A 13,895-nucleotide genomic window follows, 5' to 3' on the forward strand; every position below is an offset into this window, starting at 1 on the left:
CGCCCTCTCCCTGTGGGGGAGGGCATCAGCCCGCACAATACCCCTTCATTTCCCGTATTGATCCAGCGTATAATCCCCGCCCTTTTGTCTATTTTTTCTTCGGAAGCATTATGAGCGCAATTTCCCTGATCCAGCCGGATCGTGACCTCTTCTCCTGGCCCCAATACTGGGCGGCCTGCTTTGGACCGGCACCATTCCTGCCGATGTCCCGTGAAGAGATGGACCAACTGGGCTGGGATAGCTGCGATATCATTCTGGTGACAGGCGATGCCTACGTTGATCACCCGAGCTTTGGTATGGCCATTTGCGGCCGCATGCTCGAAGCGCAGGGCTTCCGCGTGGGGATCATCTCCCAGCCAGACTGGAACAGCAAAGATGCGTTCATGACGCTCGGCAAACCAAACCTGTTCTTTGGCGTGACCGCCGGTAACATGGACTCGATGATTAACCGCTATACCGCCGACCGTAAGCTGCGCCACGACGACGCATACACCGCCGATAACGTTGCGGGCAAACGTCCGGATCGCGCCACGCTGGTGTACACCCAACGCTGTAAAGAAGCGTGGAAAGACGTGCCGGTGATTCTGGGCGGCATTGAGGCGAGCCTGCGCCGTACCGCGCATTACGATTATTGGTCTGATACCGTTCGTCGTTCAGTGCTCGTCGATTCCAAAGCTGACATGCTGATTTTCGGCAACGGCGAACGTCCGCTGGTGGAAGTCGCACACCGTCTGGCGCAGGGTGAACCGGTCAGCGAAATCCGCGACGTGCGTAACACTGCGATTATGGTAAAAGAGGCGCTGCCGGGCTGGAGCGGTGTGGATTCCCGCATCATCGATATGCCGGGCAAAATCGACCCGATCCCGCATCCGTACGGTGAAGACCTGCCGTGTGCGGATAACAAACCGGTTGAGCCGAAAAAGGCCGAAGCCAAAGCCGTGGTGGTACAGCCGCCGCGCCCTAAGCCGTGGGAAAAGACCTACGTGCTGCTGCCGTCCTTTGAGAAGGTCAAAAGCGACAAAGTGCTTTACGCACATGCGTCCCGAATTTTGCACCATGAAACGAACCCTGGCTGTGCTCGCGCATTGATGCAAAAGCACGGTGAGCGTTATATTTGGGTTAACCCACCGGCAATCCCGCTCTCAACCGAAGAGATGGACAGCGTGTTTGCGCTGCCGTACAAGCGCGTACCGCATCCGGCGTACGGCAACAGCCGTATTCCGGCGTACGAGATGATCCGTTTCTCGATCAACATCATGCGCGGCTGCTTCGGCGGTTGCTCCTTCTGCTCTATTACCGAGCACGAAGGTCGTATTATTCAGAGCCGTTCCGAAGAGTCTATCGTTAACGAGATCGAAGCGATTCGCGATACGGTGCCGGGCTTTACCGGCGTGATCTCCGATCTGGGTGGCCCGACCGCCAACATGTATATGTTGCGCTGTAAGTCGCCGCGTGCGGAGCAAACCTGCCGTCGTCTCTCATGCGTCTATCCGAGCATCTGTGAACATATGGACACCAACCACGAGCCGACGATCAATCTCTATCGTCGCGCGCGTGACCTGAAGGGCATCAAGAAGATCCTGATCGCTTCCGGCGTACGATACGACATTGCGGTGGAAGATCCGCGCTACATTAAAGAGCTGGCGACGCACCACGTCGGTGGTTATCTGAAGATTGCGCCAGAGCACACCGAAGAAGGCCCGCTTTCCAAGATGATGAAGCCGGGCATGGGCAGCTACGATCGCTTCAAAGAGCTGTTCGACACCTATTCCAGGCAGGCTGGGAAAGAGCAGTATCTGATCCCGTACTTCATCTCCGCGCACCCTGGCACACGTGATGAAGACATGGTGAACCTGGCTCTGTGGCTGAAACAGCGCCGCTTCCGGCTGGATCAGGTACAGAACTTCTATCCGTCGCCGCTCGCCAACTCGACGACCATGTATTACACCGGCAAGAACCCGCTGAGTAAGATTGGCTACAAGAGTGAAGATGTGGTGGTGCCGAAGGGGGACAAGCAGCGCCGTCTGCATAAAGCCCTGCTGCGCTATCACGATCCGGCTAACTGGCCGCTGATCCGCCAGGCGCTGGAAGATATGGGCAAAAAGCACCTGATCGGCTCGCGCCGCGACTGTCTGGTACCTGCGCCAACGCTCGATGAGATGCGCGAAGCACGTCGTCAGAATCGCCACACGCGCCCGGCGCTGACCAAGCACACGCCGATTGTGCATCAGCGTTCGAACGGTAATTCCAGTGCGAAGAAACCGATGAAGCGCAAAGCGTAAAAGAAAAACCCCGGCTCGCCGGGGTTTTTTTTAGCCACCAAACTGATCCGGGTCCGGCCCTAAACGCTTGGCCTGATCCAGCTTCGCAATCTCCCCCAGCTCATCTTTGTCCAGGCGGAAATCCCAGACGTCGAAGTTCTCGGCAATACGCGATGGCGTGACCGATTTCGGGATCACCACCAGGCCGCTGTCTAGATGCCAGCGAATAACGATTTGCGCCGGGGTCTTGCCATATTTATCCGCCAGATCGCGAATAATTTTCTGATCGAATACTCCTTCACCGCCTTGCGCCAGCGGGCTCCAGGATTCGGTCTGGATCTTATGCGTGGCGTTCCAGGCATGCAGCTGACGCTGCTGCATCAGCGGGTGTAGCTCTATCTGGTTAATCACCGGTGCGACGCCTGTTTCATCGATCAGACGCTGCAGATGATGCACCTGGAAGTTACACACGCCGATACTCTTCACCAGCCCGGCCTGCTGCAGCTCAATCATGCCTTTCCAGGCATCAACATAATGATCGATTGCCGGAACCGGCCAGTGCATCAGATACAGATCGACGAAATCGAGCTGGAGTTTATCCAGGCTCTCCTGCAGCGCATCGTGGGGGCGTTTCTGATCGTCATTCCACAGCTTCGTGGTAATGAAAAGGTCGTCGCGGGGCATGCCAGCACTGGCCAGTGCTTTCCCCACGCCGTCCTCATTTTTGTAGGCGGCGGCGGTATCAATCGACCGATAGCCGACTTCCAGTGCTTTATGAATGGCGGAGACGACCTCGTCGTTACCGGCTTTCCATACACCTAGCCCCAATTGGGGCATCACGTTGCCGTCCTGCAGCTTGATTACGGTTTGGTTTGCCATTTTTCCTCCTTCAAGTGCTCATCGTCGGAGGGCTCCCCCGACGATGTGGTGTGCATTAAGTCTGGACGAAATGTCAAAAAACGAAAGTCGGGATGACAAAAACGCTTAGCGCGCCGCTTCGTAAATGCGACGGCTCACGTCCAGGGTGATGTCACCATGCTCACCCAACTGGGTCATTCCGTGTTCTTCCAGTTTCGCTAGCAGGGCAGGGATGGAGCTGCCATCCAGGCCGTAGCCGGAGAGACGCGTCGGCACGCCCAGGCCTTCAAAGAAGCGGCGGGTGGCTTCGATGGCAGCATCAATACGTGCATCGTCAGAACCTTCGGTGATGTTCCACACGCGCTCGGCGTACTGCAGCAGTTTAGCGCGCTTGGTGTCGCGTTTTTCATTCCACAGAGAGGGCAGAACCACCGCCAGCGTCTGCGCGTGATCCAGGCCGTGCATTGCCGTCAGCTCGTGGCCCAGCATGTGGGTTGCCCAGTCCTGCGGCACGCCAGCCCCGATCAGGCCGTTCAGGGCCTGTGTCGCTGCCCACATCACGTTGGCGCGCACGTCATAGTTTTCCGGCTCTTTCAGCGCTTTCGGGCCATCTTCGATCAGCGTCAGCAAAATGCCTTCCGCGAAACGATCCTGAATTTTGGCATCAACCGGGTAAGTCACGTACTGCTCAACGGTGTGAACGAAGGCGTCGACCACGCCGTTAGCGACCTGACGGGCAGGCAGGGTGTAGGTGTAAACCGGATCGAGAACCGCGAACACCGGCTGAACGTGATCGTTCATAAAGGCCTGCTTGTCGCCGGTCGTTTTACGGGAGATCACCGCGCCTTTGTTGGATTCAGATCCGGTGGCGGGTAGGGTCAGCACAGAACCCATCGGGATGGCGCTTGTGATGTCGCTGCCGCGGGTTTCCAGGATATGCCACGGATCGATGCCGTCAGCGTAGTGGGCAGCAGCCGCGATGAATTTGGTGCCGTCCAGTACGGAACCGCCGCCCACCGCCAGCAGGAAGGTGATGTTCTCTTCACGGGCGATGCTGACGGCGTTCATCAGCGTTTCATAAGACGGGTTGGGTTCAATACCGCCGAACTCACGCACGTCCATACCTTCGAGAGCGCTGTACACCTGATCCAGCACGCCGGTTTTTTTTACGCTGCCGCCACCGTAGGTGATCAGCACGCGAGCGTCAGCGGGGATCTGCACACGCAGATCGGCGATGGCGCCTTTACCAAACAGAATGCGGGTTGGGGTGTGGAGATTAAAGTTGTTCATTGCTCGTTCCCTATCGTGGGTGAAAAACCGTGGTGGCGCAGATGGCTACCTGATGCTGCACATTGTGGCGGGCTGGGGCTATCCCCTCAATGCACATTCCTGCCGATGTCTTGCCCATTTCTACAGAGTGCTGGAGAAACCGCGAGAAAATGCGCACACTGTCAGCGTCGGAAACCGTACCCGGAGTCACTCACTATGAACCGCGAAGCCATCTGCCTTCAGCTAACGTCGCAGATTAAGAGATTGATAGATAATGGAAATAATACAGCCACATTGCTTCCGGATATTCGCCTGCTTTACGGGACGCAGCCCGGCACCCGTACGCCGGTGATGTATCAGCCAGGCATCGTTTTTCTCTTCTCGGGGCATAAAATTGGCTATATCAACGAGCGCGTGTTTCGCTACGACACCAATGAATATCTGCTCCTGACAGTACCTTTACCCTTTGAATGTGAAACTTTCGCGACAGAGGCCGTTCCGCTGGCAGGCATTCGCGTCAACGTCGATATTCTTCAGCTGCAGGAGCTGCTCATGGAGATTGGTGAAGACGAGCTTTTCCAGCCGTCGATGGCGGCGAGCGGGATTAACTCTGCAACGCTATCCGAGGAGATCCTCTGCGCGATCGAACGCCTGCTTGACGTGATGGACCGGCCGCTGGATGCACGTATTCTCGGTAAGCAGATTGTCCGTGAAATTCTCTATCACGTCTTGATGGGGCCGGGGGGCGGAGCGCTGCTGGCGCTGGTGAGCCGGCAGACACACTTCAGCCTGATCAGCCGCGTGCTCAAGCGCATTGAAAGCCAGTACACGGAGAACCTCAGCGTCGACCAGCTGGCGGCGGAAGCCAACATGAGCGTCTCCGCGTTTCACCATAACTTCAAGTCGGTGACCAGCACCTCGCCGTTGCAGTACCTGAAAACATTCCGGCTGCATAAGGCGCGCATGCTGATGATTCATGACGGCATGAAGGCCAGCGCGGCGGCGATGCGGGTGGGTTATGAAAGTCCGTCGCAGTTCAGTCGGGAGTTTAAGCGTTATTTCGGCGTTACGCCGGGAGAAGATGCATCACGCATCAGAACGATGCAGGGTGCTTAACGTTTTTCCCTCTCCCTTTTTGGGGAGAGGGTGAGGCGCTCAGGCGCTACAGTACTTCTTCTTAATCACCACCGCGATGGTTCCCACCAGCCCCGCAACCAGCAGGAACATCGGTAGAATCATCAGGAAAGTCATTACCTGATCTTCATGGTGCTTCACGAACGGGATCATATTCAGCCCGTAGCCGAGCGCCGTGACGACGCCAACCCACAGCAGCGCGCTCAGCCAGTTGAAGAACTGGAAGCGACGGTTCGACAGTCCGGAGATCCCCGCCATCGTTGGCAGCAGGGTGCGCACAAACGCCAGGAAACGCCCGGCCAGCAGCGCCAGCAGACCGTGTCGGTCAAACATGCATGTCGCGCGCTGATGATATTTATGCGGTAACTGCGCTAGCCAGCTTTTCACCACGCGGGTGTTGCCCAGCCAGCGGCCCTGAAGATAGCTCAGCCAGCAGCCCAGGCTGGCAGCAGAGGTGAGGATAATCATTGTCGGAACGAAGTCCATGACGCCTTTACCGATTAACGCCCCTGCAAGCAGAAGCAGGCTGTCACCGGGTAAAAAAGAGGCGGGCAGTAGTCCATTTTCCAGAAACAGGGTTGCGAACATCACGAAATAGACAATACCTACCACGTGAGGGTCGGCTAGCGCGGCAAAATCGTGTTGCCAGAGCGCTGTAATAATATCTTGAATAACAGCCATGGACTTTCCTGTGGAACAGCAGATATAGCGCTATTGTACTCCCTAATTAGCCCGCTGGGTTTGATCGCGGGCGCAACTCATGCAGACTTTTCTTAGCGTAATGTTCACAAAAGAGTCCAGGGAGTACATTTTCAGCCAGCACTCTACACGATACGCTCAAATCCTGCCGCTAAATCGGCAATTAAATCGTCCACATTTTCTAAACCGATATGCAGTCGGATCAGCGTTCCCGTGAAGTCTACTTCGCCACCGGGACGCAGGGCGGCAATCTGCTCTGGCTGATTAGGCAGGATCAGGGATTCGAACCCGCCCCAGGAGTAGGCCATGCTGAAGAGCGTAAAATTATCCAGAAAGCGTGCCAGCTCGTCGTTATTCAGGCGCTTTTTAAGCACGAAAGAGAACAACCCGCTGCTGCCTGTAAAGTCACGTTGCCAGTAAGCGTGGCCTTTACTGCCCGGTAGCGCGGGATGGTTAACGCGTTCAACCTGAGGGTGCTGTGCCAGCCATTCGGCGACTTTCAGGCTACTTTCATGATGCTGGCGCAAACGCACGCCCAGCGTGCGGATGCCGCGGCTGGTCATGTAGGCGGTATCGGCATCCACCATCTGACCCATCAGATAGGCATTTTCGCGCAGTTGTTCCCAGCAGCGAGCATTAGACACGGCGGTGCCGATCATGCCGTCGGAGTGACCTATCAGGTACTTCGTGGCTGCCTGAATAGAAACATCAATATCGAAGTCCAGCGCCTTAAACAGCACGCCTGCGGCCCAGGTGTTGTCAATCATGATGACGGCATCCGGCGCTTTGCTGCGCACGGCCTTCACGATGGCCGGAACGTCATGCACTTCCATGGTGATAGAGCCCGGCGATTCCAGAAACACAATGCGCGTGTTTGGCTGAATAAGCTCAGCGATACCTTCACCAATCAGCGGGTCGAACCAGCCTGTGGTTACGCCAAGCTTGCTGAGGATTTTGGTACAGAAGTCCTGGCTCGGCTCGTAGGCGGTGTTGGTCATCAGGATGTGATCGCCCTGTTCGACAAACGCCAGAATGGTGTTGGCCACCGCCGCCGCACCGCACGGGAATAGCGCGCAGCCAGCGCCACCTTCCAGTTCACACATGGCTTCCTGAAGTGAAAAATGGGTTAGCGTGCCGCGACGACCGTAAAACAATCCACCTTTTGCGCGGTTACGGGTCGCTTCTTTTTTATCCGCTAAGGTATCAAACACCAGCGAGGAGGCCCGTTGAATCACGCTGTTGACCGATCCCTGGGTGTATTTTTTGCTGCGTCCGGCCTGTACCAGCGTGGTATCAAGATGCTTCTTTGTCATGTTCGCTAACCCTGTTTTTATACGTCTGGACGTCCAGACTACCACGATTGTAAAAAACTGCATCCGCAGGCGTATCGAATAAGCAGAAAATTTTATGAAAAATACGCATAAGAAATTTTTACTGCGTAAGCGCAAGGAAAGTGAGCGGAAATTACGGCAGTATGTAAATACTAATGAGAACTACTATCAATTCGACGACGTTTTGATATTATTACGGTCAGAATTTGTAATTTGCGTCCTGGAGATACAGAGTGGGTAATAATTTGATGCAGACGGATCTCTCCGTCTGGGGCATGTATCATCATGCTGACATCGTGGTTAAGATTGTGATGATCGGCCTGATTCTGGCGTCCGTTGTCACCTGGGCTATCTTCTTCAGTAAGAGCGTCGAGCTTATTTCTCAGAAACGTCGCCTCAAGCGCGAACAGCAGCAGTTGGCTGAAGCCCGCTCTCTGGATCAGGCATCCGACATGATCTCATCCTTCCATGCGAAAAGCCTGAGTTCCCTGTTGGTGAACGAAGCGCAAAACGAACTGGAACTCTCCGCAGGCAGTGAAGATAACGAAGGCATTAAAGAACGTACCGGCTTCCGCCTGGAGCGTCGCGTTGCCGCCGTGGGGCGTCATATGGGGCGTGGGAATGGGTATCTGGCGACTATTGGCGCAATTTCTCCGTTCGTCGGTCTCTTCGGTACGGTCTGGGGCATCATGAACAGCTTTATCGGCATTGCACAGACTCAAACGACGAACCTGGCCGTTGTTGCCCCGGGTATCGCAGAGGCGCTGTTGGCCACGGCGATCGGCCTGGTTGCGGCGATTCCGGCAGTGGTTATCTATAACATCTTCGCGCGTATGATTGGCAGCTACAAAGCGACCCTCGGCGACGTTGCTGCGCAGGTTCTGCTGTTACAAAGCCGCGACCTTGATCTGAATGCCAGCTCCGTTAAACCGGTACATGCGGCGTCTAAACTGCGCGTAGGTTAATTTTATGGCAATGCGTCTTAACGAAAATCTGGACGATAACGGCGAAATGCACGAAATCAACGTGACGCCGTTTATCGACGTTATGCTGGTTCTGCTGATTATCTTTATGGTGGCTGCGCCGCTGGCGACGGTTGACGTGAAGGTTAATCTGCCGGCCTCTTCCAGCCAGCCGCAGCCGCGTCCGGAAAAACCTATCTATCTGTCGGTGAAGGCGGATAAGTCCATGTTCCTCGGCAACGACCCGGTGACGGATGCGTCAGTTATTCCGGCGCTGGACCAGCTTACCGGTGGGAAAAAAGACACCACGGTCTTCTTCCGTGCGGATAAAACCGTCGACTACGAAACCATGATGAGGGTAATGGACACGCTGCATCAGGCGGGTTACCTGAAGATTGGCCTGGTCGGCGAAGAGAAAGCGGCCGCAAAATAAAATGAAGAGCTGGCGAAAGTCAGCTTTTTTTTGCCTGAAATAAGGCTCAGCGTTTTGTTTCGCCAGGGGCGTCGGCGTGCGCATCTTCATTGAGCGCAACATACGTGACGTTTGAGGTACGATACGCACCTTCAGACAGTTTGCGCGTCAGGCGCAGCGTTGCGGTCTCTCTGGCGAGCAGGTACTGGTAATGCGCCTCCAGCCGTCCCAGGATTTTCTCTTTCAGCTCGGGCCGCTGTTCAATGATGGCATTCATTACCGCACCGTATATCTCTTCCTTCACCTGCAGAGGATAAATTTCGCGGCGGTTCTGCCATTTTAGACGTACCAGCGTTGCCGGGATCGATACCAGGTCCTGTGTAATACGCGTCATCTCAGCGTTTTTCGTGTTTTTCAATGCTTCAAGATTTTGCTTTAAGATAAACTCATCGCTTTTTTTATCATCTAAAGCTAAATAAACATTATTATCGCTAGCGGGTTTCACGTTAATTGTCCCCGAAGTCATAAAAAATGGGGTTGTTTTTTTCACGAGTAATTAGATTAAGCCAAATTTCATTGCCCGATTCATTTATTTCTTTGGTTTTTTCGGAAATTATTTGGCTGAGTTTCTGAGCATCTATTTCACCTTCGGCCTGCAGGTCATCCAGCAGATGTACCAGGGCTTCAATTTTCACGGCGCGAAATAAACGATCTTTTATATGACGGTCATGCTCTTCCAGCAGCATATTACGGGATTTGCCAGTTCCGGAAACTCCAATTAATATATCTGACTCGAAATCGGAGAGATTTCTTTTTCCCTGAGTGAAATTAGCCTCTTTTTCCGCTTCCTTCGGTTGCTGTTCCACAGGCGTAATGTGGTACTTAGCCGGGACGAGATTGTCGGGCAGCATTTTTTAATTTCCTTTAAATACAACAGGGTAGGGTTGGTAAAGGCGTGAGATTCGTTGACAATAACATGAGGCAAATTTAAAATCAAAAAAAATGGAGCCCGCCCATGAACAGCATTTTTTTTACGGTCATTACATTACTGTTACTGACTGCTGGTGTTCTTTTATTGATGCAAGAGTTCAATAAAACGAAAGAGTTTAAAGACGCCAGCGTGCCCCCGCAGCCCGAACTGATGACGAAAGAGGAAGGGGAAGATCATTTCTCCGTTTTGATGAACTCCGTGACGCCGGTTTGGTACTGGCGGGTCAACCACGAATATATCGACTTTTTGCACGCCACAATTAAGCGAATGAAAATGTCAGAAATTAATGACACGCCGGGGCTGTTTGAAGCGCAACGCCGCTGCAGCGACCTGAATTCGGCGGTCTATAAATATTATGACAATATTAAAAAGCGTTGTCTTAACGGTGAGAAGGTGTCGTATTCCGATCTGGACGTATTAAACCTGCGCCAGTGCTTTCGTGAGTTTAGCCTGGAAGCCTATCCGGAGCTGGTGGTATTGGTCTGGCCGGAGTACACGCGTCCGGAGGTAAACCCCGAGGACGTGTAGGCGTTGTGTTGGTTAGTTGTTGCAAACAGTTAGCACCGTTGCGATATACTGCGCACTGGTTTGGTTTGCAGACAGGACTTTATGGAACGCTTCTTTGAAAACGCGATGTACGCCTCCCGCTGGATACTGGCGCCCGTCTATTTTGGCCTTTCCCTGGCACTGGTCGCCCTGACGATTAAGTTCTTCCAGGAAATCTTACATGTTCTGCCGAACATTTTTTCTATTGCTGAGGCAGATTTGATCCTGGTGCTGCTGTCACTGGTGGACATGACCCTGGTGGGAGGATTACTGGTGATGGTAATGTTCTCGGGTTATGAGAACTTTGTCTCCCAGCTTAATATTGACGCACACAAAGAGAAGCTGAGCTGGCTGGGCAAAATGGATGCCACGTCGCTGAAAAACAAAGTGGCCGCTGCGATTGTGGCAATCTCTTCAATCCACCTGTTACGCGTGTTTATGGACGCGAAGAATGTCCCTGATAACAAGCTGATGTGGTATGTGATTATCCACCTGACGTTTGTGCTGTCGGCGTTTGTGATGGGGTATCTGGATAAGATCAGTAAGAAGTAAAGCATGACGACTTACCCTCTCCCCAATGGGAAGAGGGTGAATACCCACTATTTATCCGACGACGCCTGCCACAAATTCAACGCACCGTCCGTAATATGCCTATCTATCCGCTTCAGCTCCTCGTCGGTAAAACGCAGATTACTCAGCGCCTGAACGTTCTCTTCCAGCTGTTCCGGACGGCTGGCGCCAATCAGCACTGACGTCACGCGTTCATCCTTCAACAGCCAGCTTAGCGCCATCTGCGCCATCGTCTGCCCGCGCGCGTGCGCCATCTCATTCAGTAAACGCAGGCTGTTCAGGTTCTCTTCGGTGAGCATTTTCTCCGTCAGGCCGCGCACCTTTTTACCTTCGCGCTGCATTCTTGAATCTTCAGGAATGCCGTTCAGGTATTTACCGGTCAGCAGGCCCTGCGCCAGCGGGGTAAAGGCGATACAGCCGGTACCGTTCGCGGCCAGCGCATCCAGAAGGCCGGTTTTGTCTACCCAGCGGTTCAGCAGGTTATAGGACGGCTGATGGATAAGCAGCGGGATCTTCCACTCACGCAGCAGCTCGGCCATTTTCTGCGTGCGCTCCGTTGAGTAAGAAGAAATCCCAACGTACAGCGCCTTTCCGCTTTGCACGGCATGAGCCAGCGCCGCAGCCGTCTCCTCCATCGGCGTGTTTTCATCCACGCGGTGGGAATAGAAAATATCGACATACTCCACGCCCATGCGCTTCAGGCTCTGGTCGAGACTGGCGAGAAGGTATTTGCGCGAACCGCCTGAACCGTATGGCCCTGGCCACATGTCGTAGCCCGCTTTGGTGGAAATAATCAGCTCATCGCGATACGCGGCAAAATCTTCCCGCAGCAGACGGCCAAAATTCTCTTCCGCGCTGCCCGCCGGCGGGCCGTAGTTATTGGCGAGATCGAAGTGGGTTATGCCCAGATCGAATGCTTTACGCAGAAGTGCCCGCTGGGAATCAAGCGGCTGGACGTGACCGAAGCTGTGCCACAGGCCCAGCGACAGCGCGGGCAGGCGCAGACCGCTCTTTCCGCAGTAACGGTACTGCATATTCTCATAGCGGCCGGTGTAAGGGTGCCAGGACATGATGTCTCCTTTCTTATCAATGAATTTTCGAAACAATGTTTTTATTCTTTAATTATCAAATCACAAATCCTGATGAGAAGCGATGAACGCATAAGTATTAACCACTGCTGTGGTACCAATGAAGCCACGCTAATCAAAAATAATCACAAAAGGTTATAATTTCCGCTTTTCCTGCCGATAACGAGAGAAGTGTTCGCCTGCGGGCGAACTCACCCTCACGGCAAGGAAGATTTATGAATATGCTCCGTAATTTCACGATCCGTTTCGTCATGCTGATGATTCTGGGCATCTTTTGTTTAATGTGGGCGGGTGTTGGCCTGTACAGCACCTGGTCACTGTCTCGCGTTTCTGATGGCAACGAGGTTGACCGGCAGCTGGTAAAACAGATGACGGTACTCAGCCAGGGTAACGATCAATATTTTCGCTTTGTTACGCGCCTGAGCCGTGCAATGGAAACCAAAGCCGCGGGCGGTACACCGGATCTGGCCTCGGCTCAGCAGGCACTGGATAACATGACCAGCAAGCTGGCGGAGATGAAGGCTATTTCGCCCGGCCCAATGGATGAGCAAGTTTCCGCTCAGGTCATTGGCACCTGGCAAGCGTTGCTTGAGCAGGGCGTGACGCCGCAAATGCAGCAGGCAAAGCAAGGCTCGCTTGAGGGGTATCGCCAGCTGGCCAACAGCGTTACGCCACCGCTGAGCCGCGCGTTTGGCGCTGCTGCTGAAAACTTCAACAATGCTGCCGCGAAGGCACTCGACAGCACCCGCGTGGTCGTTGATGGTCTCACCAGCATGACCCGCACGGTGATTATTGCAGCCACGCTTATGGGCCTGCTGATCCTGATCTTCTCTGACCGCTACCTGGTAGCCATGCTGGTTAAACCGCTGGATCGCATCCGCCAGCAGTTCCGCCAAATTGCTCAGGGCGATCTCAGTCAGCCGATCGAGCCGTTTGGCCGTAACTGCGTCGGACAGCTGGTTCCTCTGCTGAGCGCCATGCAGGACAGCCTGCGCGAAGCGGTTAGCACTATCCGTTCCGGCAGCGAAAATATCTGGCGCGGCGCGACCGAAATTTCCAGCGGTAACAACGATCTCTCTTCCCGTACGGAAGAGCAGGCGGCAGCGCTGGAAGAGACCGCCGCCAGCATGGAGCAGCTGACCGCCACGGTGAAACTGAACGCCGAAAGCGCGCGTCAGGCAAGCGAGCTGGCGGATGTTGCGTCCACGACAGCCAGCCGGGGCGGCTCGCTGGTGGAGGATGTGGTTACCACTATGAGCGGCATCTCCGACAGCTCGAAGAAAATTGCTGAAATCACCAACGTGATCAACAGCATTGCTTTCCAGACCAATATTCTGGCGCTCAACGCCGCCGTGGAAGCGGCTCGTGCGGGTGAGCAGGGGCGCGGTTTTGCGGTGGTCGCGGGCGAGGTCCGTAATCTGGCAAGCCGAAGCGCGAATGCAGCAAAAGAGATTGAAGGACTGATCGCCGATTCCGTAGCGCGTGTTGAGCAGGGCGCGCAGCTGGTTAACGATACCGGCACGACCATGGAAGCCATTCTGCGCGATGTGACCGAAGTGACCACCATCATGAAGCAGATCGCCTCTGCGTCTGAGGAGCAAAGCAAGGGCATTTCTCAGGTTGGCATTGCCATTACCCAGATGGATGGGGTGACGCAGCAGAACGCCTCGCTCGTTGAACAGGTCTCCGCAGCCGCCGCTGCGCTTGAACGTCAAACGGAAGAACTCCAGCGTTCGGTGCAAAAATTCCGCCTGACCGCATAGTCTTCACCCCG

The 13,895-nt window shown here is 54.5% G+C and carries 14 protein-coding genes; 7 read left to right on the forward strand and 7 right to left on the reverse strand.

Features of this window, described 5'->3' with window-relative positions; all coding sequences use genetic code 11:
• Positions 1-110: 110 nt before the first annotated feature.
• A complete protein-coding gene (locus V5P19_RS19835; protein WP_334406736.1) occupies positions 111-2,282 on the forward strand; it encodes a YgiQ family radical SAM protein in 2,172 nt (723 codons plus the stop codon).
• 30 nt (positions 2,283-2,312) lie between these two features.
• Here V5P19_RS19835 and dkgA read toward each other — a convergent pair whose 3' ends face one another.
• On the reverse strand, positions 2,313-3,140 hold the full coding sequence (dkgA, locus tag V5P19_RS19840; RefSeq protein WP_334406738.1) for a 2,5-didehydrogluconate reductase DkgA: 828 nt from the start codon (positions 3,138-3,140) through the stop codon (positions 2,313-2,315).
• A gap of 105 nt (positions 3,141-3,245) precedes the next feature.
• Positions 3,246-4,409 carry an alcohol dehydrogenase gene (gene yqhD / locus V5P19_RS19845; RefSeq protein WP_334406740.1) on the reverse strand — a complete coding sequence of 388 codons (1,164 nt, stop codon included), beginning with the start codon at positions 4,407-4,409 and terminating at the stop codon, positions 3,246-3,248.
• A gap of 195 nt (positions 4,410-4,604) precedes the next feature.
• Between yqhD and V5P19_RS19850 the strand changes: the two genes are divergently transcribed.
• On the forward strand, positions 4,605-5,504 hold the full coding sequence (locus V5P19_RS19850) for an AraC family transcriptional regulator (protein WP_334406741.1): 900 nt from the start codon (positions 4,605-4,607) through the stop codon (positions 5,502-5,504).
• A gap of 39 nt (positions 5,505-5,543) precedes the next feature.
• Here V5P19_RS19850 and yghB read toward each other — a convergent pair whose 3' ends face one another.
• Positions 5,544-6,203, reverse strand: coding sequence for a DedA family general envelope maintenance protein YghB (gene yghB / locus V5P19_RS19855; RefSeq protein ID WP_334406743.1), 660 nt, complete (start codon positions 6,201-6,203; stop codon positions 5,544-5,546).
• A 143-nt stretch (positions 6,204-6,346) separates the two neighbouring features.
• Positions 6,347-7,534 (reverse strand): cystathionine beta-lyase, encoded by a 1,188-nt coding sequence (gene metC, locus V5P19_RS19860; RefSeq protein ID WP_334406745.1) that lies wholly within the window; start codon positions 7,532-7,534, stop codon positions 6,347-6,349.
• 251 nt (positions 7,535-7,785) lie between these two features.
• Between metC and exbB the strand changes: the two genes are divergently transcribed.
• The gene (gene exbB / locus V5P19_RS19865) at positions 7,786-8,517 is read left to right on the forward strand and encodes a tol-pal system-associated acyl-CoA thioesterase (RefSeq protein WP_334406747.1); all 732 of its coding nucleotides are present in this window, start codon (positions 7,786-7,788) and stop codon (positions 8,515-8,517) included.
• 4 nt (positions 8,518-8,521) lie between these two features.
• Positions 8,522-8,947 (forward strand): TonB system transport protein ExbD, encoded by a 426-nt coding sequence (gene exbD / locus V5P19_RS19870; RefSeq protein ID WP_010435590.1) that lies wholly within the window; start codon positions 8,522-8,524, stop codon positions 8,945-8,947.
• A gap of 46 nt (positions 8,948-8,993) precedes the next feature.
• On the opposite strand, the gene V5P19_RS19875 is transcribed toward exbD, so the two are convergent.
• Positions 8,994-9,452, reverse strand: coding sequence for a cytoplasmic protein (locus V5P19_RS19875; protein ID WP_334406750.1), 459 nt, complete (start codon positions 9,450-9,452; stop codon positions 8,994-8,996).
• Complete coding sequence (locus tag V5P19_RS19880) at positions 9,433-9,837, reverse strand: hypothetical protein (protein ID WP_334406752.1); 405 nt, start codon at positions 9,835-9,837, stop codon at positions 9,433-9,435. The genes V5P19_RS19875 and V5P19_RS19880 overlap by 20 nt, the downstream gene beginning before the upstream one ends.
• 104 nt (positions 9,838-9,941) lie before the next feature.
• On the opposite strand from V5P19_RS19880, the gene V5P19_RS19885 reads away from it, so the two are divergent.
• Both V5P19_RS19885 and V5P19_RS19890 read left to right on the forward strand, forming a co-directional pair.
• The gene (locus V5P19_RS19885; RefSeq protein WP_334406754.1) at positions 9,942-10,445 is read left to right on the forward strand and encodes an ESA_00282 family adhesion-associated protein; all 504 of its coding nucleotides are present in this window, start codon (positions 9,942-9,944) and stop codon (positions 10,443-10,445) included.
• An 81-nt stretch (positions 10,446-10,526) separates the two neighbouring features.
• Positions 10,527-11,015 carry a TIGR00645 family protein gene (locus V5P19_RS19890; protein WP_334406756.1) on the forward strand — a complete coding sequence of 163 codons (489 nt, stop codon included), beginning with the start codon at positions 10,527-10,529 and terminating at the stop codon, positions 11,013-11,015.
• Positions 11,016-11,062: 47 nt separating this feature from the next.
• Here V5P19_RS19890 and V5P19_RS19895 read toward each other — a convergent pair whose 3' ends face one another.
• Positions 11,063-12,103 (reverse strand): aldo/keto reductase, encoded by a 1,041-nt coding sequence (locus V5P19_RS19895; RefSeq protein WP_334406757.1) that lies wholly within the window; start codon positions 12,101-12,103, stop codon positions 11,063-11,065.
• A gap of 233 nt (positions 12,104-12,336) precedes the next feature.
• Here V5P19_RS19895 and V5P19_RS19900 point away from each other — a divergent pair, with 233 nt between their 5' ends.
• Positions 12,337-13,884 (forward strand): methyl-accepting chemotaxis protein, encoded by a 1,548-nt coding sequence (locus V5P19_RS19900; protein WP_334406758.1) that lies wholly within the window; start codon positions 12,337-12,339, stop codon positions 13,882-13,884.
• The last annotated feature ends 11 nt before the right edge of the window (positions 13,885-13,895 follow it).

This window comes from Enterobacter sp. UNJFSC 003, from assembly GCF_036903355.1.
Taxonomy (GTDB): domain Bacteria; phylum Pseudomonadota; class Gammaproteobacteria; order Enterobacterales; family Enterobacteriaceae; genus Enterobacter.

Coding starts and splice junctions, on each gene's coding strand:
- V5P19_RS19895 (WP_334406757.1), bottom strand. CDS start 12,103: ATGTCCTGGCACCCTTACACCGGCCGCTATGAGAATATGCAGTACCGT.
- V5P19_RS19835 (WP_334406736.1), top strand. CDS start 111: ATGAGCGCAATTTCCCTGATCCAGCCGGATCGTGACCTCTTCTCCTGG.
- yqhD (WP_334406740.1), bottom strand. CDS start 4,409: ATGAACAACTTTAATCTCCACACCCCAACCCGCATTCTGTTTGGTAAA.
- V5P19_RS19875 (WP_334406750.1), bottom strand. CDS start 9,452: ATGACTTCGGGGACAATTAACGTGAAACCCGCTAGCGATAATAATGTT.
- dkgA (WP_334406738.1), bottom strand. CDS start 3,140: ATGGCAAACCAAACCGTAATCAAGCTGCAGGACGGCAACGTGATGCCC.
- metC (WP_334406745.1), bottom strand. CDS start 7,534: ATGACAAAGAAGCATCTTGATACCACGCTGGTACAGGCCGGACGCAGC.
- yghB (WP_334406743.1), bottom strand. CDS start 6,203: ATGGCTGTTATTCAAGATATTATTACAGCGCTCTGGCAACACGATTTT.
- V5P19_RS19885 (WP_334406754.1), top strand. CDS start 9,942: ATGAACAGCATTTTTTTTACGGTCATTACATTACTGTTACTGACTGCT.
- exbD (WP_010435590.1), top strand. CDS start 8,522: ATGGCAATGCGTCTTAACGAAAATCTGGACGATAACGGCGAAATGCAC.
- V5P19_RS19880 (WP_334406752.1), bottom strand. CDS start 9,837: ATGCTGCCCGACAATCTCGTCCCGGCTAAGTACCACATTACGCCTGTG.
- V5P19_RS19850 (WP_334406741.1), top strand. CDS start 4,605: ATGAACCGCGAAGCCATCTGCCTTCAGCTAACGTCGCAGATTAAGAGA.
- V5P19_RS19900 (WP_334406758.1), top strand. CDS start 12,337: ATGAATATGCTCCGTAATTTCACGATCCGTTTCGTCATGCTGATGATT.
- V5P19_RS19890 (WP_334406756.1), top strand. CDS start 10,527: ATGGAACGCTTCTTTGAAAACGCGATGTACGCCTCCCGCTGGATACTG.